Below are 25,002 nucleotides of genomic sequence, written 5' to 3' on the forward strand. Positions count from 1 at the left end.
GGATCCGCCGTCCGACGCCCAGTCTGGCACCCGGCACCGACATCGCCCCCGGGAACGGAATCCGGCGGGCGCGCGGGAAGATCGAACAGCTGAACCCAGAAAAAGTGCTTGCACGGTCCCGTTAGACTGGCCCTCATGGCCATTCTCCTCGCGCATTAGACGGCGGGAACGTCCTCGGCCGTCCATCCGCCAACGACCCCCGTTCTGGAGTCTGTCCGTGATCTCCGCCTCCGGCATCGAGCTGCGCGCCGGTGCCCGCATCCTCATCGAGAACGCCTCCTTCCGTGTGGCCAAGGGCGACCGGATCGGCCTGGTCGGGCGCAACGGCGCCGGAAAGACCACGCTGACCAAGGTCCTGGCCGGTGAGGGCATCCCGGCCGCGGGTCAGGTCACCCGCTCCGGCGAGGTCGGCTACCTCCCGCAGGACCCCCGCACCGGCGACCTCGACGTGCTGGCCCGCGACCGCATCCTCTCCGCGCGCGGCCTGGACGTCCTGATCCGCAAGATGCGCGAGAACGAACAGCGGATCGCGAACGGCTCGGGCGCCACCCGCGACAAGGCGATGCGGCAGTACGAGCGCCAGGAGACGGAGTTCCTCACCAAGGGCGGGTACTCCGCCGAGGCCGAGGCCGCCACCATCGCCGCCGCGCTCAACCTGCCCGACCGGGTGCTCGGCCAGCCCCTGCACACGCTCTCCGGCGGTCAGCGGCGCCGGGTCGAGCTCGCCCGCATCCTGTTCTCGGACGCGGACACGCTCCTCCTCGACGAGCCCACGAACCACCTCGACGCCGACTCGATCGTCTGGCTGCGCGACTACCTCAAGACCTACCGCGGCGGCTTCATCGTCATCAGCCACGACGTCGACCTGGTCGAGACGGTCGTCAACAAGGTCTTCTACCTGGACGCCAACCGCTCCCAGATCGACGTCTACAACATGGGCTGGCGGCTCTACCAGCAGCAGCGCGAGTCCGACGAGAAGCGCCGCAAGCGCGAGCGCCAGAACGCCGAGAAGAAGGCCGCCGCCCTGCACTCGCAGGCCGACAAGATGCGCGCCAAGGCCACCAAGACGGTCGCCGCGCAGAACATGGCCCGCCGCGCCGACAAGCTGCTCTCCGGCCTGGAGGCGGTCCGGCAGTCCGACAAGGTCGCCAAGCTCCGCTTCCCCGAGCCCGCGCCCTGCGGCAAGACGCCCCTGATGGCCGAGGGCCTGTCGAAGTCCTACGGCTCGCTGGAGATCTTCACCGACGTCGACCTGGCCATCGACAAGGGCTCCCGCGTCGTCATCCTCGGCCTGAACGGCGCCGGCAAGACGACCCTGCTGCGGCTGCTCGGCGGGGCCGAACAGCCCGACACCGGCGAGGTCGTCGCCGGCCACGGCCTCAAGCTCGGCTACTACGCGCAGGAGCACGAGACCCTCGACCCGGAGCGCACGGTCCTGGAGAACATGCGGTCCGCCGCCCCCGACCTGGACCTGGTCGAGGTCCGCAAGACCCTCGGCTCGTTCCTGTTCTCCGGCGACGACGTCGACAAGCCCGCCGGGGTGCTCTCCGGCGGCGAGAAGACCCGGCTGGCCCTCGCCACCCTCGTGGTCTCCTCGGCCAACGTGCTGCTGCTCGACGAGCCCACCAACAACCTCGACCCGGCCAGCCGCGAGGAGATCCTCGGCGCGCTGCGCACCTACAAGGGCGCGGTCGTCCTCGTCACGCACGACGAGGGCGCCGTGGAGGCGCTCCAGCCCGAGCGGATCATCCTGCTGCCCGACGGCGTCGAGGACCTGTGGGGCGCCGACTACGCGGACCTGGTCGCCCTGGCCTGACCGGACGCGCGCTCCACGGGGTGCGCCCGCACCTGATCCACGGCGTCGTCCGGGACGTGATCGACGGCGTGATCCACGGCGTGATCCAGGAACGTGGTCCAAGGGCGTGATCCACGGCGTTGGATCATTCGTCTGGATCATTCGGCCTACCGGTGATCCATCATCTGTGTGAGATCGCCTCGTATCGAGGTGTGTCCTACATCGATTTCACGGCCGATCCCTTTGTCGACAAGGGATCGGCCGTCTCGCGTCTCTGACCTGCCACTTCGTGCAACAACCCGTTCGGTCCCACGAACACCACCGGGTGGAATCACATGTTCCGCTTGTGGGGGCGTGCTCCTGTCGTCAAAAGCCTGTCGCACGGACCTTGCCGAATGGGTGGCCATCGCGCGCCGGAGGGGTGATCATGAGGATGACCAGAGCGCACTTCCCATGAGGAGGCACGGGTGGCCGAGACTCTGAAGAAGGGCAGCCGGGTGACCGGCGCCGCGCGCGACAAGCTCGCGGCAGACCTGAAGAAGAAGTACGACTCCGGTGCGAGCATCCGGGCGCTGGCCGAGGAAACCGGTCGCTCGTATGGCTTTGTCCACCGGATGCTCAGCGAGTCGGGCGTCACGCTGCGTGGGCGTGGCGGGGCGACCCGAGGCAAGAAGGCCGCCTCGTCCTGACCCGGGGCGGCCCACCGTTTTCGATGGTGGCCACCCGGTCGGTCGTCCGACCGGCCGGGTGGTTACTGTGCAGTCACTTAGCTGACCGCTAGCTGACCGCACTCATCGGAGGCTCCTCATGGCCACGCCCGACCAGGAACGCGTTCCCCTGCTCGACAAGGACGGCGTACGGCTCACCGTCGACGACGCGCTCGCCACGGTGACGCTGGCCAACCCGGCCAAGCGCAATGCGCAGAGCCCCGCCATGTGGCGGGCGCTCGCCGAGGCCGGGCGGCTGGTGCCGGGCTCCGTCCGCGTGGTCGTGCTGCGCGGCGAGGGCAAGTCCTTCTCCGCGGGGCTCGACCGGCAGATGTTCACGCCCGAGGGAATCGAGGGCGAGCCGTCCTTCGTCGATCTCGCACGCAGCGGCGACGCCGAACTCGACGCCGCCATCGCGGAATTCCAGGAGGGCTTCACCTGGTGGCGACGCAACGACCTCGTGTCCATCGCCGCCGTCCAGGGTCACGCCATCGGCGCGGGCTTCCAGCTGGCCCTCGCCTGTGACCTGCGCGTCGTCGCCGACGACGTGCAGTTCGCCATGCGGGAGACCGGCCTCGGCCTGGTGCCGGACCTGACGGGCACCCACCCTCTCGTCTCCCTGGTCGGCTACGGCCGGGCCGCCGAGATCTGCCTGACCGGCCGGTTCGTGCACGCCGAGGAAGCGGTGAGCTCCGGGCTCGCCAACATCGCCGTGCCCGTCCAGGACCTCGACGGCGCGACGCGTGAGCTGGCCGCGGCGATCCTGGCCGCGCCCCGGGAGGCCGTCATCGAGACCAAGGCGCTGCTGCGCGGCGCCGGCGATCGCACCTACGACGAGCAGCGCGCCGCCGAGCGCGCCGCGCAGGGCCGCCGTCTGCGGGACCTGGCCGGCATGGGCGAATGAGCCGAGCCCCCGCGGGCCCGGTCACTCCACCGCCGTGACCAGCACGGCCACCGTCGGGTGATCACTCAGCGCTTCCGACACCACCCCGCGCACCCCCCGGGCCACATCGAGGGCCCGGTGGTGCGCGCTCACCGCGATCTCCACGCGGGCGTGGCGGTTCGGCAGGGCGGTCGTGTGCGGTCGATCCTCGATCCGTACCGCCCTGCCGACGGCATCGGTCAACCGGGTCACCCCGGGCACGGACAGAGCGGCGACCGCCACGCGTGCCTCGTCACCGTGCTGTGTGGTCCCGACGGATGGCGGCTCGGGAACGGGCCGGACCGCCTCCGGTTCCGGCTCCTCGTCCCACAGCGCCGTCACGCGCAGGTCCACCTCCTGCACCACCAGGCCGAGGCGGTCCGTCGCGGCCGCCGCCAGCGCCGCGCGCAGCCGCGAGGCCAGGGCAGGCAGCGGCTCGGCCGAGGCGGCGGCGAGGTCCGCCGTCACCCGCAGAGGCCCGGGCGGCAGGCCGCTCGGCGGGGGCGGCACGGCGGGCTCGTACACCCCGTTCGGGTCAGCCACCGCGATCCGCAGCGCGCCCATGCGCACGCCCTCCACACCCCGCACCGCCTGCCGCAGCACCGCTTCGGCCGCCGCCTCGGTGATCCACGCGCCGTCCCGCGGCCCGCCCAGGGGGAGCAGCCTGCCGAGACCCAACTGCTGCCGTACCACGCTCGTCCATCCGTCCGCCGTCATTCCTCCAGCCTGCCGCATCCCTGGCGCGCGGTCGGGCAACCGCGCTTACCGTGGGGGAAGGTACGAGGAACGAACCGGACGTAAGGACGTACGGCGATGACCGAGGCAGCAGCGGAGCAGCACCGGACGCAGACCTCCGACGGCGGCACCGAGCCGCTGGGGACCCGCAGGACGACCAAGCGCGGCGGCGGTGATCCGGCGACCCGCGGGCGCACCACCATCGCGGACGGGGTCGTCGAGAAGATCGCGGGCCTCGCGGCACGCGACGTCCTGGGCGTCCACGCGATGGGCAGCGGACTCAGCCGCACCTTCGGCGCCGTGCGGGACCGGGTGCCCGGCGGCTCGAAGTCGGTGTCCCGAGGCGTGAAGGCCGAGGTCGGCGAGGTGCAGACCGCGCTCGACCTGGAGATCGTCGTCGACTACGGCGTGGCCATCGCCGATGTGGCGCAGGCCGTGCGGGAGAACGTGATCGCGGCCGTGGAGCGGATGACCGGACTGGAGGTCGTCGAGGTCAACATCGCGGTGAGCGACGTCAAGCTGCCCGACGAAGAGGACGAGGAGCCGGAGCCCCGGATCCAGTGACACGCAGACGGCCGGGTGACCGGACCGCCGAGGGGAGTGCACCTTGAGCATGGCCTTGGCCGGCATGATCGCCGGCATGGCGCTGGGCTTCGCCGGATATTTCGGCGGGTTCGGGGCCTTCCTCCTGGTGGCGGCGCTGGGCGCCATCGGGTTCGTCGTCGGCCGGTTCCTCGAAGGGGACCTGGAACTCGGCGACTTCTTCCGCAGCCGCGACGACCGGCGCCGGTGACCTCCGTGGACGCGGACGGCACCGCCGTCGACGGGCGCTCGTCCGCCGTGCCCCCGGGTGCGCGCGGCGCGACGCGCATCGCCGACCGGGTGGTGGCGAAGATCGCCTCCCAGGCCGCGCGCGAGGCGGTCGGTCCCCTGCCGCCCGACGTCAGCGGCCCGCACGCCACCGTGGTCGTCCACCACGACGCCGCGCACGTGCGGGTGCACCTCGAACTCGACTACCCGACCGATATCGGCGGACGCTGTCACCGTGTGCGTCGGCATGTCACCGAGCGGGTAGGCGCGTTGGTGGGAATGGAGGTTCCGGAGGTCGCCGTCCAGGTGGAACGGCTGCACCTGACGACGGCCCACGGCGCGGCGCACGGGAGGGCGCGATGAGCGAGCCCGGAGGCTTGCAGGGCAGCACACTGCCCGTTCTGGACAAACCCACGCAAGAGGACCGGCCCGGCCCGCCGGGTCGCGCCGACCACCGCTTCTGGTCGGCACGCCGGGTCCCGGCCGCCGTCGTGGCGCTGGCGCTGCTCGTCGTCGCGGCCGCCTTCCTCTACGACGTGGCCGCCGTACGCGCCCACCGCTCGGCCATGGCCTGGCGGAGCGGGCTCGCCCGGCAGCTCGCCGAGCGCCCCCTCGACGACATCTGGGTGCTGGTCGGCGCCGGGGTCGCGGCGGTCCTCGGCCTGTGGCTGATCCTCCTGGCCGTGACGCCGGGCCTCAGGGACGTCCTGCCGATGCGCCGCACCCGTCCGGACGTACGGGCGGGCCTCCATCGCGACGCGGCCGGACTGGTGCTGCGCGACCGGGCCATGGAGGTCGCGGGCGTCCAGTCGGTACGGGTGCGCACGGGCCGCCGGAAGGCCGACGTCCGCGCACTCTGCCACTTCCGCGACCTGGACGACGTGCACGCCGACCTGGACGCCGTCCTCACCGACGCGATCCGCGGCCTGGGCCTGGTCCGGCCGCTCACCCTTTCGGTCCATGTGCGACGACCCGGGAAGAAGGGGTGAGGACGATGCTCGCGACCGTGAACCGTGTGCTCGTCGGAGTCGTCGGGCTGGTGCTGCTCGCCGTCGGCGGTGCGGTGCTGGCCGTGGGCCTGGGCGCCTCCGCGCCCTCCTGGTGGCTCCACCAGGGCCCGCACGACGTCCTGCTCACCACCGCCGAACGCACCCGCTGGCGCGCCGAGGCCTGGTGGTGGCCGACGGTGATCGCGATCCTCGCGCTCCTCGTCCTGCTGACCCTGTGGTGGCTGACGGCCGTCCTGCGCCGCCGCCGGCTCGGCGAGCTCCTCGTCGACACGGGCGACGGCGCGGGAGCGCTGCTGCGGGGCCGCGCCCTGGAAGGCGTACTCGCCGCCGAGGCGGAGCGGCTGGACGGCGTGGCCGACGCCCATGTGGCCCTCAGGGGCCGGAGGGAGGCGCCCGAGGCGCGGGTCCGCCTGGTGCTGGAGCCCCACGTGGATCCGGCGACGGCGCTGGACCACCTGACGGCGCAGGCCCTGACCCACGCGCGGGACTCGGCCGCGCTGGCGGCCCTGCCCGCGGAGGTGCGGATGAAGGGCGCCAAGCACAAGGCCGAACGGGTCAGTTGAGCGGCCCGGGCTGCCGGGGGAGGGGCGAGCCGACCGGGCTGCCCGAGGAGGAGTGAGCTGCCCGGGCGGCCGGGCCGGCGATGCGTCCGGCGCCCGTGCCCGGTCAGAACCCGTGCCGCATCCCGCCGTCGACCGGCACCATGAGCCCCGTCAGGTAGGAGGCCGCGGGCGACAGCAGGAACGCGGCCGTCCGGCCGAACTCCTCCGGGGTCCCGTACCGACGCAACGGAATACGGGACTCGTTCGCGGCCCGGGTGGCCTCGGGGTCGGCGGACAGCCCGTCCAGCTCCCGCACCCGATCGGTGTCGATGCGGGCGGGCAGCAGTCCCACGACCCGGATCCCCCGGGGTCCCAGCTCGTCCGAGAGCGACTTCGCGAACCCGGCCAGTCCCGGCCGCAGGCCGTTGGAGATCGTCAGCCCGGGAATCGGCTCGTGCACCGAGCCCGACAGCACGAACCCGACGACCCCGCCCGCCTCCAGCTCGGCGGCGGCCGCCCGCGCCAGCCGGACCGCCCCGAGGAACACCGACTCGAACGCGGCCTGCCACTGCTCGTCCGTGTTGTCCGCGACGAACCCGGGCGGCGGGCCGCCCACGCTCACCAGCACGCCGTCGAACCCGCCGAAGGCCTCGCGCGCCGCCGCGATCAGCCGCGCCGCAGCCTCGGGATCGGCGTTGTCGACGGCGAGACCGACGGCGTTCGGCCCCAGTTCGGCCGCGGCGTCGGCGACGCGCTGCTCGTCCCGCCCGGTGAGCACGACCTTCGCGCCGTCCGCGACGAGCTCGCGCGCCGCGGCGTTGCCGAGGCCGCGCGTCGCCCCGGTGACCACGTACACCCGATCCTTCAGTCCAAGATCCATGCCCCCTATCCTGCCTCCCCGGCGCCGTACAGGGCGAGGGCGGTGTTCACCAGGCCGATGTGACTGAAGGCCTGCGGGAAGTTGCCGAGGTGCCGGCCGGTCGTCGGGTCGTACTCCTCGGCCAGCAGCCCCACGTCGTTGGCCAGGCCCACGAGCCGTTCGAACAGTTCGCGCGCCTCCTGCGTGCGGCCCGTCATGTGCAGGGCGTCGGCGAGCCAGAACGAGCAGGCCAGGAAGGTGCCCTCGTCGCCCGGCAGGCCGTCGACGGGGGCGCCGTCCGTGCTGTAGCGGCGCAGCAGTCCGTCGTGCCCGAGGTCGGCACGGACCGCGTCGACGGTCCCGACCACCCGCGGGTCGTCCGGCGGCAGGAAGCCGACGCGCGGGATGAGCAGCAGCGAGGCGTCCAGTTCGCGTGAGCCGTAGTACTGGGTGAACGTGCCCCGTTCCGGGTCGTAGCCGCGCTCGCACACCTCGCGGTGCACCTCGTCGCGCAGCGCCCGCCAGCCCGTCAGGTCACCGCTCAGGTCGGGGTACTCCTCCAGCGCGCGGACGGCCCGGTCGGCGGCCACCCACACCATCACCTTGGAGTGCACGAACTGCCGCCGGCCGCCGCGCACCTCCCACAGGCCCTCGTCCGGCTGCCGCCAGTTCTCGCAGAGCCACTTCATCAGCGCGCACTGCAGGGACCACATGTGCGGCCGGGGCGACATGCCCGAGGTCCGGGCCAGCGACAGCGAGTCCATGACCTCGCCGTAGACGTCCAGCTGGAGCTGGTCCACGGCCCCGTTGCCGATGCGCACCGGCCGGGAGTCCCCGTAGCCGGACAGCCAGGGCAGCTCGCACTCGGGCAGCCGGCGCTCGCCCGCCAGCCCGTACATGATCTGGAGGTCCGCCGGATCGCCCGCGACGGCGCGCAGCAGCCAGTTGCGCCAGGCCTCGGCCTCGTCCTGGTAGCCGGCCGCGAGGAGCGCGCCGAGGGTGAGGGTCGAGTCGCGCAGCCAGCAGTAGCGGTAGTCCCAGTTGCGGACCCCGCCCATCTCCTCCGGCAGGGAGGTGGTGAGCGCGGCGACGATGCCCCCGGTGGGGACGTACGTCAGGGCCTTGAGAGTGATCAGGGAGCGGACGACGACGTCCCGGTGGGGTCCGTCGTAGCGGCAGCGGGCGGACCACGCCCGCCAGTCGTCGACGCTGACCCGCAGCGCCTCCCACGGGTCGACGAGCGGCGGCCGCGCCTCGTGCGAGGGGTGCCAGGTCAGGACGAAGGCGACCGACTCGCCCTCGGCGACGGTGAACTCCGAGTACGTGGTGAAGTCCTCGCCCCAGGTGTGCACCTCCGGCTCGCTGCGGAACCAGACCGCGTCGGGACCGCCGACCGCCACCCGGTGCCCGTCGGCCCGGCGCATCCACGGGACGATCCAGCCGTAGTCGAACCGCAGCCGCAGCACGCTGCGGACGGTGACCCGGCCGCGCAGCCCCTGGACGATGCGTACGACGTCGGGAGCCTGGTCGCGCTGGGGCATCAGGTCGGTGACCCGGATCGCGCCCTCGTCGGTCTCCCACTCGGTGTCCAGGACGAGGGTGTCGGGCCGGTAGGCGCGCCGCGTGCAGGGCCCCTGCACGCCCAACGGGGCGATGCGCCAGTGGCCGTTCTCCTCCTCGCCGAGGAGGCGCGCGAAGCAGGCTCCGGAGTCGAAGCGGGGCAGACAGAGCCAGTCGACGGAACCGTCCATGCCGACCAGGGCGGCGGTCTGTTCGTCGCCGATGAGCGCGTAGTTCTCGATGCGGGGGTGCACGCAGTTCCGGGTTCCCGGCGGGCGCTGAGGGCAATCAGGGCTGCGGCCGGGCGAGTGACGCCGGGACCGCCGCAGGACGGCCGCGGGCACCGGCGTCGGGCCATCGGGCGGCCGCCGCGTGCCTGCCCCGGGGTGACGCCCGTGGCCACGCCCGTGGCCACGCCCGTGTCCACGTCCGTCCCGGCGTCCGCCCGGCCTTCGTCAGACCGTCGCGGGTTCGGCCTGCTCCGCCTCCCGCACCGCGGCCTGGGCCCGGTCGCGGGACTCGCGGCGGACCAGGATCACCCAGCCGACGGGGACCCCCGCGGAGAACAGCCACCACTGGATGGCGTACGCGTAGTTCAGGGCCGCGTCCTCGCTGCCGGGCCGCCCGACCAGCTCCGGGCTGCCGCCCTTCGGCTCGGGCGCGGTCTGCGCGATGTAGCCGCCGAGCACCTGTGCCCCGAGCCGCCGGGCCTCCTGCTCGCTGTTGATCAGCATGACCTGCCGGTCCGGCAGTCCCTTGAGGTCCTTGATGCCGCTCGCGGCGGTCGTCTCGTCGGGCATCAGCCGCCCGGTGACGGTGATCCGGCCGGCGGGCGGCGCGGGGACCTCGGGGAACGAGGTCTGGCTGGGGGCGTCCGCGGGGATCCAGCCCCGGTCGACCAGCAGCACCTTGCCGTCCGTCAGGACGAACGGCGTGAGGACGTGGAAACCGACCGTCTCGTCGGCGTTGACCCGGCGCCTGACGACGACTTCGCGCGCGGTGTCGAAGGAGCCCGTGGCGGTGACGCTGCGGTACCGCTCGTCGCGGGTGACGGTGTGCCCCGGGGTGGTCAGCTTCTCCACGGGCACCGCTTCGGCGGTCAGCGCGTCGGAGACCAGCTGGTTGCGCGCGGTGCGCTCGTCGTAGCGATGCATCTGCCAGAAGCCCAGCCTGATCATCGTGGGGATGAGGAGGAGGGAGACCAGCGTGAGGATCACCCACTGCCGGGACAACAGGAAGCGGTACACCCCACGACCGTACAACTCGGTCGTGGGGCGCATTCGGCCGGGTACCGGAAGCCGGGGCCGCCGGGCGCCGGTCCCCGGAGGCCGCCGGTCCGGCTCACACCTTGTCGACGATGCCCGCCCTGCCTTCCGCGCGGGCGCAGTGCGCGCCGCAGTACCAGTGCCCCTCCACCTCGACGCCCTGGCCGATGATCTGCACCCGGCAGTGCTCGCAGATGGGGGCCATGCGGTGGATCGCACAGGAGAAGCAGTCGAAGACGTGGATCGCGCCCTGCGCGTGCACTTCGAAGGTCATTCCGTAGTCATTGCCGCAAACTTCGCATCTCGCCATGCGCCACAGGGTGGGCCGTCGCCCGCGCGCGGGCGAGCGGGCGGCGGGCGAGTCGCGCGGCAATCACCCGTACGTACGGGTCACTCGTCGGCGGGTTCCACATCCCGCAGGAGCTGTCCGAAGGCGGCCTCGTCGACGACGGGCGTCCCGAACTGCCGCGCCTTCACCACCTTCGAGGTGCCCGAGTCGGGGTCGTTGGTGACCAGCAGGCTGGTCAGCCGGGACAGGCTCGTGGCGACGTGCAGCCCCGCCTCGGCGGCGCGGTCCTCCAGCAGGTCCCGCTCGACGGAGGTGTCGCCCGAGAAGGCGACCCGCATGCCCTGCTTGAGCCTTTTGCCGTCTTCGTACCTACCGGGGTTGGGATGGGGGCATGCGGGCCTTTTGCGGGACGGCCGCCAACTACCGGGCCGGTAGCTGCCGTAGCCGCCGCCCGCACCGCCCGCCTGCCGGCCGATCAGGGGCGCGGGCCGGTCGGCCCACTCGGTCAGCGGGCGGCACTCGAGCAGCGGCAGCCGGACACCGCCTGCCGCCGCGGCCCGCAGGCTCGGCCGGAACGCCTCCGCGAGCACGCGCGCGTCGTCCAGCGCGTGGTGGGCCCGCTGCTGCACCACGCCGAAGTGGGCCGCCAGCGACTCCAGCTTGTGGTTGGGCAGCGGCAGGCCCAGCTCCTTGGAGAGCGCGATGGTGCACAGCCGCTGCCGCACGGGCGCCTCGCGCTCCGCGCGCGCGTACTCCCGCGCGATCATCTGCCAGTCGAAGACCGCGTTGTGCGCGACCAGTACCCGTCCGTCGAGCCGGGCCGCGAACTCCGCGGCCACCTCCCGGAAGAGGGGCGCGCCCTCGAGCACGTCGCTCGTCAGACCGTGGATCCACACCGGGCCCGGGTCGCGCTGCGGGTTGACCAGCGTGTACCAGTGGTCCTCCACCTCGCCGCGCGCGTCCAGCCGGTAGACGGCGGCGGAGATGATCCGGTCGTCCCGGGCCAGGCCGGTGGTCTCCACGTCAACGACCGCGTACCCCTGGGGATACGCGGTCGGCCACTCCGTGGGGGAGGACGCTGTCGTCGTGTGGTCTTCGAGCATGGTCACTGAGGATACGGGCCCCCACTGACAGCTCGCCGCACCTGCCCCGAAGAGGAGCCGCGCGAAGCCGTCCGGGCCGTACGGGAGTTCGCGGGGCGCACGCGCGCGTCCCCGCGGCAGTCGGTCGATACCCGGTCAACTCGGACCGGTCGGACGACGGTTCGCGCTCCGTCCGTCCCCGGCCCGTCGCGGCGGCCCCGCACCGCCCCGTTCGCCGCGGCCCCGCACCGCCCTGACGCGGCCGACCCGCGCCGTCCCGTCATGCCCGACCCGCGCCGCCTGTGACACCCGACCTCGCTCCCGCTGCCGCGACGACGAGCGTCGGTGCGGGGCACGCGGCTCCCGGGGTGTCATCCTCCGTGCTGTGACGGAACCCACCCACGCCGAGGCCCACTCGGGCTCGCTCGGATCCCGGCTGAACTGGCTGCGCGCCGCGGTCCTCGGCGCCAACGACGGCATCGTCTCCACCGCCGGCCTCGTCGTCGGCGTGGCCGGCGCGACGGACGACCGTTCGGCCCTGCTGACGGCCGGCCTCGCCGGTCTGCTCGCCGGCTCGATGTCCATGGCGGCGGGGGAGTACGTCTCCGTGTCGACCCAACGGGACTCCGAGAAGGCCGCCCTCGCGCTGGAGCGGCGGGAACTGCGCGAGCAGCCGGAGGCCGAGCTGGCGGAGCTGACCGAGCTGCTGGAGGACCGCGGGCTGTCCCGGGACGTGGCCCACGAGGCCGCCGTCCAGCTCACGGAACGGGACGCGCTGAGGGCCCACGCGCGCGTGGAGCTCGGCATCGACCCCGACGACCTCACCAACCCCTGGCACGCGGCCTGGGCGAGCTTCCTCGCCTTCACGGTCGGCGCCCTGCTCCCTCTGCTCGCCATCGTCCTGCCGCCGGCGGACCGGCGGCTTCCGGTGACCGTCGCGTCGGTCCTGGCGGCCCTGGTCGGCACGGGCTGGAGCAGCGCCCGCCTGGGAGCGGCGGCGCCGGGCCGCGCGGTGCTGCGCAACGTGGGGGGCGGGGCGCTGGCGATGGGGGTGACGTACCTCGTCGGATCGTTGCTGGGCGCGGCGGGGGTGTGAGGGGCGGGCGTGAGGCGGCGGGGGTGAGGGGCGGCGGGGTTCGAGGTCGCGGGGGCGTGAGGCGGCGGGGCGCAGTCGACTTCGGGGGCCCGGTGGGTGGTCTCTGACGTCGGGCCGGCCTGTCGCCGGAGCCCCCGTGGCGGCACGTCGCGTCCGCAGGCGGGGCCGATTGGCGGAGATCGCCAACAAGCAAGCGCGTACCGTCGGTAATACTTGTGGGTAACAACGTCTAGCCGCAGCCCATCAGCCGTTCTACGGTGCCCCCATGCCGAACCTGCCCGATGTCGTGCTGTGGTCGATACCCGCCTTCGTGCTGCTCACCGTGGTCGAGGTGATCAGCGTCCGGCTCCATCCCGACGAGGATGCGGCCGGGTACGAGACGAAGGACGCCGCGACGAGCGTCGGCATGGGGCTCGGGAGTCTCGTCTTCGACTTCGTCTGGAAGATCCCGATCGTCGCGATCTACACGGCGATCTACGAACTGACCCCGCTCCGCGTCCCGGTCCTGTGGTGGACGCTGCCGCTGATGCTGCTCGCGCAGGACTTCTTCTACTACTGGTCCCACCGCGGCCACCACGTCATCCGCGTGCTGTGGGCCTGTCACGTCGTCCACCACTCCAGCGAGAAGTTCAACCTCACCACCGCCCTGCGCCAGCCCTGGACCACCCTGACGGTGTGGCCGTTCTACGTCCCGCTCATCGCCCTCGGCGTGCACCCGGCCGCGCTCGCGTTCTGCTCCTCGGCCAACCTCGTCTACCAGTTCTGGATCCACACCGAGCGGATCGACAGGATGCCCCGGTGGTTCGAGTTCGTGTTCAACACGCCCTCCCACCACCGCGTCCACCACGCCTCCCAGGGCGGTTACCTGGACCGCAACTTCGGCGGCATCCTCATCGTCTGGGACCGGCTGTTCGGGTCGTTCGTGCCCGAGGTCGACCGGCCCGTCTACGGGTTGACCAAGAACATCAACACGTTCAACCCCATCAAGGTGGCCACGCACGAGTACGTCGCGATCGCCAGGGACCTGAAGGCGGCGCGCGGTTGGCGTGAGCGGACGGGACGCGTGTTCCGCGGGCCGGGCTGGCAGCCCGCGGCCGCTCCGGCGCCCGCCCCCGCCGCAGCCGCCGCCACGGCGGTCGAGGAGACCAAGGCCGCGTGACCCGGTCCCGCGTCCTCCTCGGCCTGTTCGCCCTCGCCGCCGCCGTCGACCTGCTCAGCCTCGCCGTCGGCTCCGACGCCGGGCACACGGTGGCCAAGCCTCTTCTGATGCCCCTGCTCGCCGCCTGGGCGGCCCTGCGCGGCGCGCCCCGGCTCCTGGTCGCCGCCCTCCTGTGCGGCTGGGGCGGCGACACCCTGCTGCTGCTCGACGCCGACCCCGCCTTCCTCGCGGGCATGGCGTCCTTCGCCGCGGGTCACGTCTGCTACCTGGCGCTGTTCGCCCGCATCGGCCGGCCCCCCGCGCGCGGCGCCCTCCTGGCCCCCTGCTACGCGACCGCCCTCATCGCCACCGTCGCCCTGCTGTGGCCCGGCCTCCCGGCGGATCTGCGCCTCCCGGTCGCCGTCTACAGCACCCTGCTCACGGCCATGGCGTACGGCGCGAGCACCCGGCTCGGCCCGGTCGCCGGCGCCGGCGGCGCGCTGTTCCTGCTCTCCGACACCCTGATCGCCACCGGGGTCGCCGACTGGCCGCAGCCTCCGCGCCCCGACCTGTGGATCATGCTCACCTACATCGCCGCACAGGTCCTGCTGGTCCTCGGTGCGATCAGGCACCGTGACAGGACGGTCGATCCTCGGTCCCCGGTCCTCAACCCCTGAGCCCCGGCTCCGAGCGGGTACACGGTTGATTCTCGGGCCATGGTCATCAACCCTTGCCCGGCAGCGGCAGCGCCGTCAACAGTCCCGACACCGCGACCACCACCCCCAGCGCGACGATCTCCACGCGCGCGGGCGAGCAGGCGGCCAGCGGATCGGGGGCCCGGCGCAGCCGTGTCCGCGCCCGCAGGGCGAGCAGCGCGACCGCGCCCACGACGAGCACCTTGGCGAGCAGCACGCGCCCGTAAGCCGTCGTCGTCAGCTGATCGAGCACCGCCTCCGAGGGCATCCGGCGCAGTGAACTGCACAGCCCGGTCGTGGTGACGGCGGCGAACAGCACGGCCGCCGCGCGCGCGTAGCGGCCCAGCAGCGCGGTGCCCGCCCTGGTGTCGTCCCACGCCCGCAGCGTGCGGAGCACGTTCAGCAGCCCGCCCGCCCACAGCGCGGAGCACGTCAGGTGCACCACCGTGAGGCCGGAGCCGATCAGGGGCGCGGACTCGGTCGGCGGATGCGCGCGCAGCGCCTCCGCCAGGATCACCGCCGTGAGCGGCCACACCTGACGGTTCGGCCGACGCGTGAGCGCGCAGAGCCCCGCCACCGCGAACGCGACCGCCTCCAGCAGCGCGAGCACGCCGCCCCGCGAGCCGTGGCCGTGCGGCGCCAGCTCACCGGCGGTCGCCGCGGCCGCGAACCCCACCACCGCCGCGTACGGCGCCCAGCTGACCGGTCGGACGGCCGGGGCGGCGGGCACCCCTCGGCCGAGACCGGCCGCGAACAGCTCGCCCACCTGCACGCACAGCGCCGCGAACAGCACCGTCCGCAGCAGCGCCACCACGCCGGAGTCCGCGGCCGTGGCCTCGCCGGTGCCGTGCGCGGCGACGGAGGGGCCGAGCAGCGGTATCAGGGCCGCGAGCCCCACCAGGACGAGCAGCGCCACCGCCCGGCCCGGGCCGGTGCGGCGGAGGGATTCGGTTGCTTCGGTCGGTCGTATGAGGGCCATGCGAGGATCTTCACCACTGCCCACAAAGGCGGGCAACTCATACTGAAACGGTCGGGTGGGCCCGGAGGCCGCTCGGGAGCGGGCCGCCCGGGGCTCAGAGCCAGCGCGCCGGATCGGCTCCCCAAGGCCCCGGCGGCCGCGCCCAGTCGACCGGACCGCCGTCGAACGACACCGCCGGAAGGGCGTGGCGCAGCCGCCCGAGCGGGCTGCAGGTCTCCGTCAGCCAGGGGTCGGGGCCGGCGCTCCCGGCCCCGCTCACCTCGCGGTCCCGCGCCTTGGTGATCCCTTTGCCCTCCCTCTCGTCCATCCGGACGCCCTCAGGCCGGACGTCCCGGTTCCCGCCGCCCCCGTCGTGGACGCCCCCGCCTTCGGCCGTCCAGGACTTCCCCCCGGTGAGCCACGCAGCGGTCCGGGCCAGCGCCAGCCGCACGAACCGGCTGCCGCCCTCGTACGACTGCTCGGTCAGCGCCCGCAGCACGGCCGCCGCCAGCAGATAGCCGGTTCCGTGGTCGAGGGCCTGGGCAGGCAGCGCACCCGGCCGTCCGGCGGAGCCCTCGACGGCCGCGATGCCGGTGGCCGCCTGGACCAGGCTGTCGAAGCCGCGCCGCCCGCCCCACGGCCCGTACGCGCCCCACGCCGACACCTGCGCCACGACCAGCCCGGGCCGGCGCTCGGCCAGCGCCTCGGGGGACAGCCCGAACCGGTCCAGGGCGCCCGGCCGGTAGCCGGTGACCACGACGTCCGCCGCCGCGAGCAGCTCCTCGAAGGTGCGCCGGTCCGCCGTCAGGTCCAGCAGCGCCGAGCGCTTGCCGAAGCCCGTGTCGGCGTGCTGGTCGGGCAGTTCGGGCAGCCGCGGCGCGTCGATCCGCAGGACGTCCGCGCCCAGCAGGGCGAGGGTGCGGGTGGCCACCGGCCCGGCCAGGACCCGGGTCAGGTCCAGGACGCGCAGTCCGGCGGCGGGCAGCAGCGGCCCGTCCTCCGGCGAGGTGAAGGTACGCGCGCGTGCCTCGTCCGACCGGCACCGTTCCACCAGGGGATGAGCGGCGATCAGGGCCGCCTGCTCCTGCGCCGCCCACTCCCCGGGCGTGCGCGACGCCACGGCCAGGCCTCCGGCCGCGTACACCGCCTCCTCCACGTCCCGGGCGGAGCGCTCCGCGAGCGAGGCCCCGACGTCGGCCGGGCCGGCGCTCCGCGGCAGCGCCAGCGCCCGGAGCAGCCGCTCGCGGTGGTGCGGGTAGTTGGCGTGGGTGCGCACCCAGCCGTCGGCCGTCCGCCAGAACCGGGACAACGGGGCGAAGGCGACCGGGGCCCGTCCGTCGACCAGCAGCCGCCGCTCGCTGACGAACGCGTGGGCCACCGCCGCGTCGTCCACCCGGACCCGGGGCGCCTGCGCGAGGCCGGCCCGCCGCGCCCCCAGTTCGGCGCCGGCCAGCGCGCACGCGCCGACGCAGGCGCGCGCCAGCTCCCGCACGGGAAGGCGCGCCCGCAGTTCACCCTCCCGTTCGACGGTGGACACGCGCGCGAGGAGGGCGGGATCGCCGCCCAGCTCCGACCAGGCAAACGTGATTCCAGTCATGACTGAACTATGCATTATTGATTCAATCAATATGGGCGCCCGCGCGGGCGAGCGGTCGTCGAGCGGAAGGCGTCACGGCACGCACCCGCACCACGCGCACCGCGCATCCGCACCACCCGTCCCGCCCCCGCCCGCGTACGCGCCCGCCCCGGTACGCGCGCCCGCACGCACGAAGGGCCGGGCGGATGTCCGCCCGGCCCTCCCCTCGTCTGCGGGGACGACGACTACTTCACGGCGCGCAGCGCGTTCACGACGCCGAAGCCGAAGAAGCCGTTGAGGCGCTTGCCGCCCACGCAGGTCGCGTCCACGACCCCGTTCCCGTCACCGTCGTACGGCTCGGTCGGGCATGCCGTGCTGTCGGCCTGGAGCTTGAGCAGCGCCTGCAGCTGGGCCGGGCTCGCGTGCGGGTGGGTCGACTTCAGCAGCGCGGCCACACCGGCGACGTGCGGGGACGCCATCGAGGTGCCCTGCAGGAAGCCGTAGGTGTTGTTCGGCAGCGTCGACAGGATGCGGCCGTTGGCGGACGGGGTGTCCGGGATCTGGTACTTGTCGCCACCCGGGGCCGCGACGTCGATCGCGCCCAGGCCGTACGTGGAGTAGTACGACTTGGTGCCCTTGACGCCCGTGGCGCTCACCGTGACGACACCCGGCAGCTGGGTCGGGACGTCGAAGCACTCGTGCGGGTCGACGGTCCGCTCGACCGGCGTGGAGTCGTCCGGGCTGGAGGCGTCGACCAGGGAGTCGGAGTCCAGGTCGTGGTTGGAGTTGCCCGCCGAGGCGACGTTGAGCGTGCCCTTCTTCTGGGCGTACAGCTGGGCCCTGTTGACCGCGTCGACGATGGCCTTCTGGTCGGGGTCGTCCATGCAGTTGTACAGCCACGGGTCGACGTAGTAGCTGTTGTTCGTGATCTCGACGCCGTGGTCGGCGGCGAACACGAAGGCGCAGACGACGTTCTCCGGGTAGAAGAGGCCGTCCTTGGGGTCGCTCACCTTGATGCCGGCGACCTTCACGCCGGGCGCGACGCCCGCCACGCCTATGCCGTTGCGGGCCGCGGCGATCTCACCCGCGACATGGGTGCCGTGGTAGTCGTCCGCGGTGTACGGACGCCAGGCGCCCTCACTGGTGTCCGCGACGCCGCCGACGCAGTTCGCCGACTGGGACGCGGAGAAGTTCGGCGCGAGGTCCGGGTGGGTGTCGTCGACGCCGGTGTCGATGACGGCGACCGTGACCTTCTTGCTGCCCGGGTTGATCCCGGCGGCCCGGTCGGCGCCGATCGCGCGAAGGTCCCACTGGTCGGCCTCGAGCGGCTCGCTCTGGCCCGCGGCGTCGGACGCCTTCTCGGTCTTCGCGGCCTCCGCCGGGGAGAGGACCTGAGCGGCCCCCTCGTCGGTGGTCCCCGCGGCGCTCAGCGGCGCGGTACGGGTCGCGCCGGCCGACTGCACGCCGCGCACCGCGCGTATGCGCGGCCCGAAGTCGGGGTTCGCCGAATGGACGACGAGGACGCCGATCTTCTCGTACGCCGCGACGACGGTGCCGCCGGCCGCGGCGATCGCCTTCTTCACCGACCCGATCGTGCGGTGGTCCACCTTCGTGTTGACGACGTACGCCAGGGTTCCGGCATCGGCCGTCCGGGTGGCGGACGTCGTGACGGGGGCCGCGGAGGCCGCCGTCGGCAGGAAGCCGAGCGAGGCGGTCAGCGACAGCACGACGGGCACCGCGAGCGCGAGGCGGCGTCTGGAAGGCAGATGAGCCATGGGGTCTCCACATCATCCGGAAACGGGACCTGACCCAGGCGCAGGTGCGGCCTGGGCAGGTACATGACGGGTGGTGCTCGCCCGAAGCTATCTCCCTGACTCACCGGCCAGCAATGACTTCCAGGCGGCGAGTTTGCCGACCCATGACCTGACGCGGCCCCCGCTCGTTGGTCATGACCTGCCGAAGGCCGCTTCGACAAACCCGCCCGACGCGTTGAACCCGTCCTTGCGCGGCGCCGTGACCTTGGGCAGGGAGCGAGAGGACTCGCCTCCTTTCGCCGTCCGACCCGCATCCGCAACGAGGAGACTTCGTGGCAACCGAGACACCGCCCCCCTCGAAATCCCCCACCCAACTCCCGCCCACCGAGGAGTTCGTCGCGGTGCAGGAAAGCGCGGAGTTCGGTGAACTGCGCAGCTCCTACCGCGGCTTCGCCTTCCCGCTGACGGTCGCGTTCATCGCCTGGTACCTGCTGTACGTCCTGCTGTCCAACTACGCGGGCGACTTCATGGGCACCAAGCTGTTCGGCAACTTCAACGTGGCCATGACCCTCGGCCTCGCCCAGTTCCTCACCACCTTCCTCATCGCCTGGTGGTACGCGCGGACCGCCGCCGCGCGGTTCGACCCCAAGGCCGAGGCCATCAAGTCCCGGATGGAGGGCGGAGCATGAGCCCCGCACAGCACACCCTGCTCGCCGCGGGCGAGGCCGGCGAGCACCGCACACTCATCATCATCCTGTTCTCGGTGTTCGTCGCCGCGACCCTCGTCATCACCGTCTGGGCCGGCCGCCAGACCAAGGACGCCGCCGACTTCTACGCCGGCGGACGCCAGTTCACCGGCTTCCAGAACGGACTCGCCGTCTCCGGCGACTACATGTCGGCCGCGTCCTTCCTCGGCATCGCGGGCGCCATCGCCCTCTTCGGCTACGACGGCTTCCTGTACTCCATCGGCTTCCTGGTCGCCTGGCTGGTCGCCCTGCTCCTGGTCGCCGAGCCGCTGCGCAACTCCGGCCGCTACACGATGGGCGACGTCCTGGCGTACCGCATGCGCCAGCGGCCGGTCCGCACGGCGGCCGGCACCTCCACCATCGTGGTGTCGATCTTCTACCTGCTGGCCCAGATGGCCGGCGCGGGCGTCCTGGTCTCCCTGCTGCTGGGCATCACCAGTGACAGCGGCAAGATCGGCATCGTCGCGCTGGTCGGCGTGTTGATGATCGTCTACGTGACGATCGGCGGCATGAAGGGCACCACCTGGGTCCAGATGGTCAAGGCGGTCCTGCTGATCGCCGGCGCCCTGCTGCTGACCTTCCTGGTCCTGCTGAAGTTCGACTTCAACGTCTCCGACCTGCTCGGCTCGGCCGCCGACAACAGCGGCAAGGGCGCGGCCTTCCTGGAGCCCGGCCTGAAGTACGGCGCCACCGGCACCACCAAACTGGACTTCATCTCGCTCGGCATCGCCCTGGTCCTCGGCACCGCGGGCCTGCCGCACATCCTGATCCGCTTCTACACCGTGCCCACCGCCAAGGCCGCCCGGAAGTCGGTCCTCTGGGCCATCGGCCTGATCGGCGCCTTCTACCTGATGACCCTCGCCCTCGGCTTCGGCGCCGCCGCGCTGATCGCACCGGACGAGATCACCTCCTCCAACAAGGCCGGCAACACCGCGGCGCCCCTGCTCGCCCTCCATCTCGGCGGCGTCGACTCCAACTGGGGCGCGATCCTGCTCGCCACCATCTCCGCGGTCGCCTTCGCCACGATCCTCGCGGTCGTCGCGGGCCTCACCCTGGCCTCGTCCTCGTCCTTCGCCCACGACATCTACGCCAACGTCATCAAGAGGGGCCAGGCTTCCGAGAAGCAGGAGATGGCCGCGGCCCGTTACGCCACGGTCGGTATCGGCGCGGTCTCCATCCTCCTGGGCGCCCTGGCCCGCGACCTGAACGTCGCCGGCCTGGTCGCCCTCGCCTTCGCGGTGGCCGCCTCCGCCAACCTCCCGACGATCCTCTACAGCCTCTTCTGGAAGCGGTTCACCACCTCCGGGGCCCTGTGGTCGATCTACGGCGGCCTGGTCACCGCGGTCGGCCTGGTGCTGTTCTCGCCGGTCGTCTCGGGCAAGCCCACCTCGATGTTCCCGGACGTCGACTTCCACTGGTTCCCGCTGGAGAACCCCGGCATCATCTCGATCCCGGTCGGCTTCCTGCTGGGCATCATCGGCACCCTGGTGTCGAAGGAGGAGCCCGACAAGGGCAAGTACGCCGAACTGGAGGTCCGCTCCCTGACCGGCACCGGAGCCCACTGAGCCGCCGCCGACCACGCCCCCTCCCCGCGGCCGCGTCGTAGATCCCTACGACGCGGCCGCGTCCTGCTCCGTGGGATCTCGTGGGATCGGGCACTGTCGTTGTCACCGGTGTCACGTAGGCTCGCACGTGACGGACAAGCGATCGCTACGCGGGAGGGGGCCCACGTGCTCATCGACACCTATGGCCGAGTGGCCACCGACCTGAGGGTCTCGCTGACCGACCGGTGCAACCTGCGCTGCACGTACTGCATGCCCGAGGAGGGCCTGCAGTGGCTGGCGAAGCCCGACCTGCTCAGCGACGACGAGATCGTCCGGCTGATCGACATAGCGGTCTCCACGCTCGGCATCGAGGAGGTCCGCTTCACCGGAGGCGAACCCCTGCTGCGCCCAGGCCTGGTCGGCATCGTCGAGCGGGTCGCGGCCCTGGAGCCCCGCCCCCGGATGTCCCTCACGACGAACGGCATCGGCCTGCGCCGCACCGCCGCCGCACTCAAGGCGGCGGGCCTCGACCGGGTCAACGTCTCGCTCGACACCCTGCGCCCCGACGTCTTCAAGACCCTCACCCGCCGCGACCGTCACAAGGACGTCCTCGAAGGCCTCGAGGCGGCCCGCGAGGCAGGCCTGACCCCGGTCAAGGTCAACGCCGTCCTGATGCCCGAGCTCAACGCGGACGAAGCCCCCGACCTCCTCGCCTGGGCCGTCGAGCACGCCTACGAGCTGCGGTTCATCGAGCAGATGCCCCTGGACGCCCAGCACGGCTGGAAGCGCGAGGGCATGGTCACGGCCGGCGACATCCTGGCCTCCCTGCGCACCCGCTTCGAGCTCACCGCCGAGGGCGAGGGGGAGCGCGGCTCCGCCCCTGCCGAACGCTGGCTGGTGGACGGCGGACCGCACCGGGTGGGCGTCATCGCCTCCGTCACCCGGCCGTTCTGCTCCGCCTGCGACCGCACCCGCCTCACGGCAGACGGCCAGGTCCGCACCTGTCTCTTCGCCCGTGAGGAGACGGACCTGCGCGCGGCCCTGCGCTCCGGCGCCCCGGACGAGGAGATAGCGCGCATCTGGCGGCTGGCGATGTGGGGCAAGAAGGCGGGCTCGGGGCTCGACGACCCGACGTTCCTCCAGCCGGACCGGCCGATGTCGGCGATCGGCGGCTAGCGAGCCTCCGGGGACTCCCACTCGGTCAGCGGGAGGACGTCCTTGAGGAAGCCCCGGACCCCGAGGAACTGGGACAGATGCTCCCGGTGCTCCTCGCACGCGAGCCACGTCTTGCGCCGCTCCGGCGTATGCAGCTTCGGGTTGTTCCACGCCAGTACCCACACCGCGTCGACGCGGCAGCCCTTGGCGGAACAGATCGGGTTCTCGTCACTCACAGACTTGTCTCACCACACGCACACAAAGGCGACGCCGAGCAGCCACGGGGGGAGCTGCCCGGCGTCGGTCCGTCGCTCCGACGGGGGATGCGGAGCGCGTACGAAGTATGTCATGGCTCACGGTCCGCACGGCACTGGAACAACATGATTGATCTGAGCTTTTCCTGAGCTTTGAGCACAGTCCGCTCATGGCCTGTTCACGGCTGACGCTCAGCCGGATCGGGTGCCGGTTCCTTCCGGAGGGATTCCGCGAAGCCCTCCTCTTGCGGGACCGGACCCACGGATCCGTCGTCGGCCCGCGGCGGAGCGATCATGGTCCGCACCGGTGCGGTCAGGAAAGTGGAAGGCAGCGACGGCACGTTCTCCCGCCCCGCGTTGGCGATCACCACCGAGATGTAGGGGAGCACCACACCCAGGACCAACGCCACGATCGCCACGTGCCGTTCCACGTTCCACAACGTCGCCGCGAGGATCACCGACAGCGTACGGATCGACATGGAGATGACGTACCGCCGTTGCCGGCCCCGCACGTCCTCCTGCAGTCCCTGGCGCGCACCGGTGATCCGGAACACCTGGACGTTGCCGCCGCCACTCTGCTTCCGCATCACATTCCACCGTCCGCCCGCATCGGCTCCGCCCCGGCACCTCTCCGGCCCGCACCCGCTCGGGGAGCCGGGTCCGGACAGCGTCCACGTTACGCCGGGACTGCGCCGCCTTCGAGACCGGGTCGCCCGCCGCCCGGGCGAAGGTCCTGCGCCGTGCCGCGTATGGCCGTACCCGACATGCGCCGTACGGCGGGCGGACCGAGACTTGGGTGCAATGCTCACGTAGAGCCGTACAAGGAGGCAGCCATGGGCTGGTTGTGGGCGATCATCGTGGGATTCGTGCTGGGCCTGATCGCCAAGGCGATCATCCCGGGCAAGCAGCACAGCCCGCTCTGGCTGACCACCATCTTCGGCATGCTGGGCGCCGTCGTGGGCAACTCGATCGCCCGCGCGGCGGGGGTGGAGTCGACCTCCGGCATCGACTGGAGCCGCCACGCGTTCCAGCTCATCGCCGCGATCATCATCGTCGCCCTGGGCGACATGCTCTACATGGCGACGCTCGGCAAGCGCAAGCAGAGGACCTGACGCGGGCGCCCACCGGGGCGCGCGGACCCGCAGGACGAGCCACGGCGAAAGCCGCGGCCGGCAGCGAACCCGCACCCCCGGGGCGCATCCCGCACGGAACGGCCCGAGGAGCGGGACTCAGGAGCCGGTGACCTCGACGGCGGCCAGGTTCTTCTTCCCGCGCCGCAGCACCAGCCACCGCCCGTGGATGAGCTCCTCCTTCGCCGGGACGGCGTCCTCCGCGGTGACCTTGACGTTGTTCACGTAGGCCCCGCCCTCCTTCACCGTCCGCCGCGCGGCGGACTTGCTGGCCACCAGGCCGACCTCGGCGAACAGGTCCACGACCGGTCCGAGCTCGGCGACCTGGATGTGCGGCACCTCGGAGAGGGCCGCGGCCAGCGTCCGGTCGTCGAGCCCGTCGAGCTCGCCCTGGCCGAAGAGGGCCTTGGACGCGGCGACCACGGCTGCCGTCTGGTCGGCGCCGTGCACCAGCGTCGTCAGCTCCTCGGCCAGCGCCCGCTGAGCGGCCCGGGCCTGCGGACGCTCCTCGGTCTGCCGCTCCAGCTCCTCGATCTCGGCATGGGACCGGAAGCTGAAGATGCGCAGGAACTTCGACACGTCCCGGTCGTCCGCGTTCAGCCAGAACTGGTAGAAGGCGTACGGCGTGGTCATCTCGGGGTCGAGCCAGACCGTGCCGGACTCCGTCTTGCCGAACTTGGTGCCGTCCGCCTTGGTGATCAGCGGAGTGGCCAGCGCGTGCACCACGGCCTCGGGATCCACCCGGTGGATCAGGTCGGTGCCCGAGGTGAGGTTGCCCCACTGGTCGCTGCCGCCGGTCTGGAGCGTGCAGCCGTACCGCCGGAACAGCTCCAGGAAGTCCATGCCCTGGAGGATCTGGTAGCTGAACTCCGTGTAGCCGATGCCCGCCTCGGAGTTGAGCCGCCGCGAGACGGCCTCCTTGGCGATCATCTTGTTGACGCGGAAGTACTTGCCGACGTCCCGCAGGAACTCGATGGCCGACAGGCCCTGCGTCCAGTCCAGGTTGTTGACCATGACCGCCGCGTTCGGACCCTCGAAGTCGAGCAGCGGCGCGATCTGCGCGCGCAGCCGCTCGACCCACTGGGCGACGACCTCGGGCGAGTTCAGCGTCCGCTCCGCGGTGGGCTTCGGGTCGCCGATCAGCCCGGTGGCGCCCCCGACCAGACCCAGCGGACGGTTGCCCGCCTGCTGGATCCGGCGCATCGTCAGGATCTGCACGAGGTTGCCGAGGTGCAGGCTGGGCGCGGTCGGGTCGAAGCCGCAATAGAACGTGACAGGACCGTCCGCGAACGCCTTGCGCAATGCGTCCTCGTCCGTGGAGAGGGCGATCAGCCCGCGCCACTTCAGTTCGTCGACGATGTCCGTCACGGTTCTCATATC

27 protein-coding genes are annotated in these 25,002 nt (G+C 72.4%); 15 read left to right on the forward strand and 12 right to left on the reverse strand.

All coding sequences use genetic code 11. The features are described 5' to 3' along the window. Positions 1-217 precede the first annotated feature (217 nt). From abc-f to J2X68_RS34365, 3 genes are all read left to right on the forward strand, one after another. Positions 218-1,816 (forward strand): ribosomal protection-like ABC-F family protein, encoded by a 1,599-nt coding sequence (abc-f, locus tag J2X68_RS34355; RefSeq protein WP_057599278.1) that lies wholly within the window; start codon positions 218-220, stop codon positions 1,814-1,816. Positions 1,817-2,262: 446 nt separating this feature from the next. After that, complete coding sequence (locus tag J2X68_RS34360; RefSeq protein WP_004002281.1) at positions 2,263-2,484, forward strand: helix-turn-helix domain-containing protein; 222 nt, start codon at positions 2,263-2,265, stop codon at positions 2,482-2,484. Positions 2,485-2,602: 118 nt separating this feature from the next. Further along, complete coding sequence (locus J2X68_RS34365) at positions 2,603-3,406, forward strand: enoyl-CoA hydratase/isomerase family protein (protein ID WP_310436520.1); 804 nt, start codon at positions 2,603-2,605, stop codon at positions 3,404-3,406. Between the two features lie 21 nt (positions 3,407-3,427). On the opposite strand, the gene J2X68_RS34370 is transcribed toward J2X68_RS34365, so the two are convergent. Beyond that, positions 3,428-4,141, reverse strand: coding sequence for a nucleopolyhedrovirus P10 family protein (locus tag J2X68_RS34370; RefSeq protein WP_310436521.1), 714 nt, complete (start codon positions 4,139-4,141; stop codon positions 3,428-3,430). A gap of 96 nt (positions 4,142-4,237) precedes the next feature. On the opposite strand from J2X68_RS34370, the gene J2X68_RS34375 reads away from it, so the two are divergent. From J2X68_RS34375 to amaP, 5 genes are read left to right on the forward strand one after another with little or no spacing between them, the layout of a single operon-like run. After that, positions 4,238-4,723 (forward strand): Asp23/Gls24 family envelope stress response protein, encoded by a 486-nt coding sequence (locus tag J2X68_RS34375; protein ID WP_310436522.1) that lies wholly within the window; start codon positions 4,238-4,240, stop codon positions 4,721-4,723. A 43-nt stretch (positions 4,724-4,766) separates the two neighbouring features. Next, positions 4,767-4,952 carry a hypothetical protein gene (locus tag J2X68_RS34380; RefSeq protein WP_310436523.1) on the forward strand — a complete coding sequence of 62 codons (186 nt, stop codon included), beginning with the start codon at positions 4,767-4,769 and terminating at the stop codon, positions 4,950-4,952. Then, complete coding sequence (locus J2X68_RS34385; protein WP_310436524.1) at positions 4,949-5,332, forward strand: hypothetical protein; 384 nt, start codon at positions 4,949-4,951, stop codon at positions 5,330-5,332. The genes J2X68_RS34380 and J2X68_RS34385 overlap by 4 nt, the downstream gene beginning before the upstream one ends. Next, positions 5,329-5,958 (forward strand): DUF6286 domain-containing protein, encoded by a 630-nt coding sequence (locus J2X68_RS34390; protein WP_310436525.1) that lies wholly within the window; start codon positions 5,329-5,331, stop codon positions 5,956-5,958. Before J2X68_RS34385 ends, J2X68_RS34390 begins: the two co-directional genes overlap by 4 nt. Positions 5,959-5,963: 5 nt before the next feature. Next, positions 5,964-6,542, forward strand: a complete 579-nt coding sequence (gene amaP, locus J2X68_RS34395) for an alkaline shock response membrane anchor protein AmaP (protein WP_310436526.1) — start codon at positions 5,964-5,966, stop codon at positions 6,540-6,542. A gap of 103 nt (positions 6,543-6,645) precedes the next feature. Here amaP and J2X68_RS34400 read toward each other — a convergent pair whose 3' ends face one another. The 5 genes from J2X68_RS34400 to J2X68_RS34420 form a co-directional block, all read right to left on the reverse strand. Next, positions 6,646-7,401 carry an SDR family oxidoreductase gene (locus J2X68_RS34400; protein ID WP_310436527.1) on the reverse strand — a complete coding sequence of 252 codons (756 nt, stop codon included), beginning with the start codon at positions 7,399-7,401 and terminating at the stop codon, positions 6,646-6,648. Between the two features lie 5 nt (positions 7,402-7,406). Continuing rightward, on the reverse strand, positions 7,407-9,194 hold the full coding sequence (locus J2X68_RS34405) for a glycoside hydrolase family 15 protein (RefSeq protein ID WP_310436528.1): 1,788 nt from the start codon (positions 9,192-9,194) through the stop codon (positions 7,407-7,409). Positions 9,195-9,395: 201 nt separating this feature from the next. Beyond that, entirely contained in the window at positions 9,396-10,187 is a 792-nt protein-coding gene (locus J2X68_RS34410; protein WP_310436529.1) for an SURF1 family protein, read from the reverse strand. Positions 10,188-10,281: 94 nt separating this feature from the next. After that, positions 10,282-10,515, reverse strand: coding sequence for a hypothetical protein (locus tag J2X68_RS34415; protein ID WP_078615750.1), 234 nt, complete (start codon positions 10,513-10,515; stop codon positions 10,282-10,284). An 80-nt stretch (positions 10,516-10,595) separates the two neighbouring features. Continuing rightward, the gene (locus J2X68_RS34420) at positions 10,596-11,597 is read right to left on the reverse strand and encodes a DEDDh family exonuclease (protein WP_310436530.1); all 1,002 of its coding nucleotides are present in this window, start codon (positions 11,595-11,597) and stop codon (positions 10,596-10,598) included. A 364-nt stretch (positions 11,598-11,961) separates the two neighbouring features. Between J2X68_RS34420 and J2X68_RS34425 the strand changes: the two genes are divergently transcribed. The 3 genes from J2X68_RS34425 to J2X68_RS34435 all read left to right on the forward strand — a co-directional run bounded on the left by J2X68_RS34425 (position 11,962) and on the right by J2X68_RS34435 (position 14,487). Further along, positions 11,962-12,672 carry a VIT family protein gene (locus J2X68_RS34425; RefSeq protein WP_310436531.1) on the forward strand — a complete coding sequence of 237 codons (711 nt, stop codon included), beginning with the start codon at positions 11,962-11,964 and terminating at the stop codon, positions 12,670-12,672. A gap of 265 nt (positions 12,673-12,937) precedes the next feature. Next, a complete protein-coding gene (locus tag J2X68_RS34430; RefSeq protein WP_310436532.1) occupies positions 12,938-13,831 on the forward strand; it encodes a sterol desaturase family protein in 894 nt (297 codons plus the stop codon). Next, positions 13,828-14,487, forward strand: coding sequence for a lysoplasmalogenase (locus J2X68_RS34435; RefSeq protein ID WP_310436533.1), 660 nt, complete (start codon positions 13,828-13,830; stop codon positions 14,485-14,487). Before J2X68_RS34430 ends, J2X68_RS34435 begins: the two co-directional genes overlap by 4 nt. A gap of 46 nt (positions 14,488-14,533) precedes the next feature. Here J2X68_RS34435 and J2X68_RS34440 read toward each other — a convergent pair whose 3' ends face one another. The 3 genes from J2X68_RS34440 to J2X68_RS34450 all read right to left on the reverse strand — a co-directional run bounded on the left by J2X68_RS34440 (position 14,534) and on the right by J2X68_RS34450 (position 18,814). After that, the gene (locus J2X68_RS34440) at positions 14,534-15,484 is read right to left on the reverse strand and encodes a CopD family protein (RefSeq protein WP_310436534.1); all 951 of its coding nucleotides are present in this window, start codon (positions 15,482-15,484) and stop codon (positions 14,534-14,536) included. 94 nt (positions 15,485-15,578) lie between these two features. Next, the gene (locus J2X68_RS34445) at positions 15,579-17,060 is read right to left on the reverse strand and encodes a CoA transferase (RefSeq protein WP_310436535.1); all 1,482 of its coding nucleotides are present in this window, start codon (positions 17,058-17,060) and stop codon (positions 15,579-15,581) included. Positions 17,061-17,284: 224 nt separating this feature from the next. After that, the gene (locus tag J2X68_RS34450; protein WP_310436536.1) at positions 17,285-18,814 is read right to left on the reverse strand and encodes a S8 family serine peptidase; all 1,530 of its coding nucleotides are present in this window, start codon (positions 18,812-18,814) and stop codon (positions 17,285-17,287) included. A 311-nt stretch (positions 18,815-19,125) separates the two neighbouring features. On the opposite strand from J2X68_RS34450, the gene J2X68_RS34455 reads away from it, so the two are divergent. The 3 genes from J2X68_RS34455 (at position 19,126) to moaA (ending at position 22,259) form a co-directional block, all read left to right on the forward strand. Then, the gene (locus J2X68_RS34455) at positions 19,126-19,482 is read left to right on the forward strand and encodes a DUF485 domain-containing protein (protein ID WP_310436537.1); all 357 of its coding nucleotides are present in this window, start codon (positions 19,126-19,128) and stop codon (positions 19,480-19,482) included. Next, complete coding sequence (locus J2X68_RS34460) at positions 19,479-21,104, forward strand: cation acetate symporter (protein WP_310436538.1); 1,626 nt, start codon at positions 19,479-19,481, stop codon at positions 21,102-21,104. Before J2X68_RS34455 ends, J2X68_RS34460 begins: the two co-directional genes overlap by 4 nt. 165 nt (positions 21,105-21,269) lie before the next feature. Further along, complete coding sequence (gene moaA / locus J2X68_RS34465) at positions 21,270-22,259, forward strand: GTP 3',8-cyclase MoaA (RefSeq protein ID WP_310436539.1); 990 nt, start codon at positions 21,270-21,272, stop codon at positions 22,257-22,259. On the opposite strand, the gene J2X68_RS34470 is transcribed toward moaA, so the two are convergent. After that, positions 22,256-22,474: a hypothetical protein gene (locus tag J2X68_RS34470; protein WP_310436540.1), complete on the reverse strand. Its 219-nt coding sequence runs from the start codon at positions 22,472-22,474 to the stop codon at positions 22,256-22,258. The two genes, moaA and J2X68_RS34470, sit on opposite strands and share 4 nt — an antisense overlap. Positions 22,475-22,671: 197 nt before the next feature. Beyond that, complete coding sequence (locus tag J2X68_RS34475; RefSeq protein WP_310436541.1) at positions 22,672-23,079, reverse strand: DUF3099 domain-containing protein; 408 nt, start codon at positions 23,077-23,079, stop codon at positions 22,672-22,674. 246 nt (positions 23,080-23,325) lie between these two features. Between J2X68_RS34475 and J2X68_RS34480 the strand changes: the two genes are divergently transcribed. Further along, positions 23,326-23,604, forward strand: a complete 279-nt coding sequence (locus tag J2X68_RS34480; protein ID WP_310436542.1) for a GlsB/YeaQ/YmgE family stress response membrane protein — start codon at positions 23,326-23,328, stop codon at positions 23,602-23,604. Positions 23,605-23,721: 117 nt separating this feature from the next. Here the strand turns inward: J2X68_RS34480 and tyrS are convergent, their stop codons facing one another. Then, positions 23,722-24,990 carry a tyrosine--tRNA ligase gene (gene tyrS / locus J2X68_RS34485; protein ID WP_310436552.1) on the reverse strand — a complete coding sequence of 423 codons (1,269 nt, stop codon included), beginning with the start codon at positions 24,988-24,990 and terminating at the stop codon, positions 23,722-23,724. Positions 24,991-25,002 lie beyond the last annotated feature (12 nt).

This window comes from Streptomyces sp. 3330 (assembly GCF_031456635.1).
Classification (GTDB): domain Bacteria; phylum Actinomycetota; class Actinomycetes; order Streptomycetales; family Streptomycetaceae; genus Streptomyces.

Bases quoted from the DNA above. Each gene is read 5' to 3' on its own strand.
- J2X68_RS34365 (WP_310436520.1), top strand. From the start codon at position 2,603: ATGGCCACGCCCGACCAGGAACGCGTTCCCCTGCTCGACAAGGACGGC.
- J2X68_RS34370 (WP_310436521.1), bottom strand. From the start codon at position 4,141: ATGACGGCGGACGGATGGACGAGCGTGGTACGGCAGCAGTTGGGTCTC.
- J2X68_RS34375 (WP_310436522.1), top strand. From the start codon at position 4,238: ATGACCGAGGCAGCAGCGGAGCAGCACCGGACGCAGACCTCCGACGGC.
- J2X68_RS34390 (WP_310436525.1), top strand. From the start codon at position 5,329: ATGAGCGAGCCCGGAGGCTTGCAGGGCAGCACACTGCCCGTTCTGGAC.
- amaP (WP_310436526.1), top strand. From the start codon at position 5,964: ATGCTCGCGACCGTGAACCGTGTGCTCGTCGGAGTCGTCGGGCTGGTG.
- J2X68_RS34400 (WP_310436527.1), bottom strand. From the start codon at position 7,401: ATGGATCTTGGACTGAAGGATCGGGTGTACGTGGTCACCGGGGCGACG.
- J2X68_RS34415 (WP_078615750.1), bottom strand. From the start codon at position 10,515: ATGGCGAGATGCGAAGTTTGCGGCAATGACTACGGAATGACCTTCGAA.
- J2X68_RS34420 (WP_310436530.1), bottom strand. From the start codon at position 11,597: ATGCTCGAAGACCACACGACGACAGCGTCCTCCCCCACGGAGTGGCCG.
- J2X68_RS34430 (WP_310436532.1), top strand. From the start codon at position 12,938: ATGCCGAACCTGCCCGATGTCGTGCTGTGGTCGATACCCGCCTTCGTG.
- J2X68_RS34440 (WP_310436534.1), bottom strand. From the start codon at position 15,484: ATGGCCCTCATACGACCGACCGAAGCAACCGAATCCCTCCGCCGCACC.
- J2X68_RS34445 (WP_310436535.1), bottom strand. From the start codon at position 17,060: ATGACTGGAATCACGTTTGCCTGGTCGGAGCTGGGCGGCGATCCCGCC.
- J2X68_RS34450 (WP_310436536.1), bottom strand. From the start codon at position 18,814: ATGGCTCATCTGCCTTCCAGACGCCGCCTCGCGCTCGCGGTGCCCGTC.
- J2X68_RS34460 (WP_310436538.1), top strand. From the start codon at position 19,479: ATGAGCCCCGCACAGCACACCCTGCTCGCCGCGGGCGAGGCCGGCGAG.
- J2X68_RS34475 (WP_310436541.1), bottom strand. From the start codon at position 23,079: ATGCGGAAGCAGAGTGGCGGCGGCAACGTCCAGGTGTTCCGGATCACC.
- J2X68_RS34480 (WP_310436542.1), top strand. From the start codon at position 23,326: ATGGGCTGGTTGTGGGCGATCATCGTGGGATTCGTGCTGGGCCTGATC.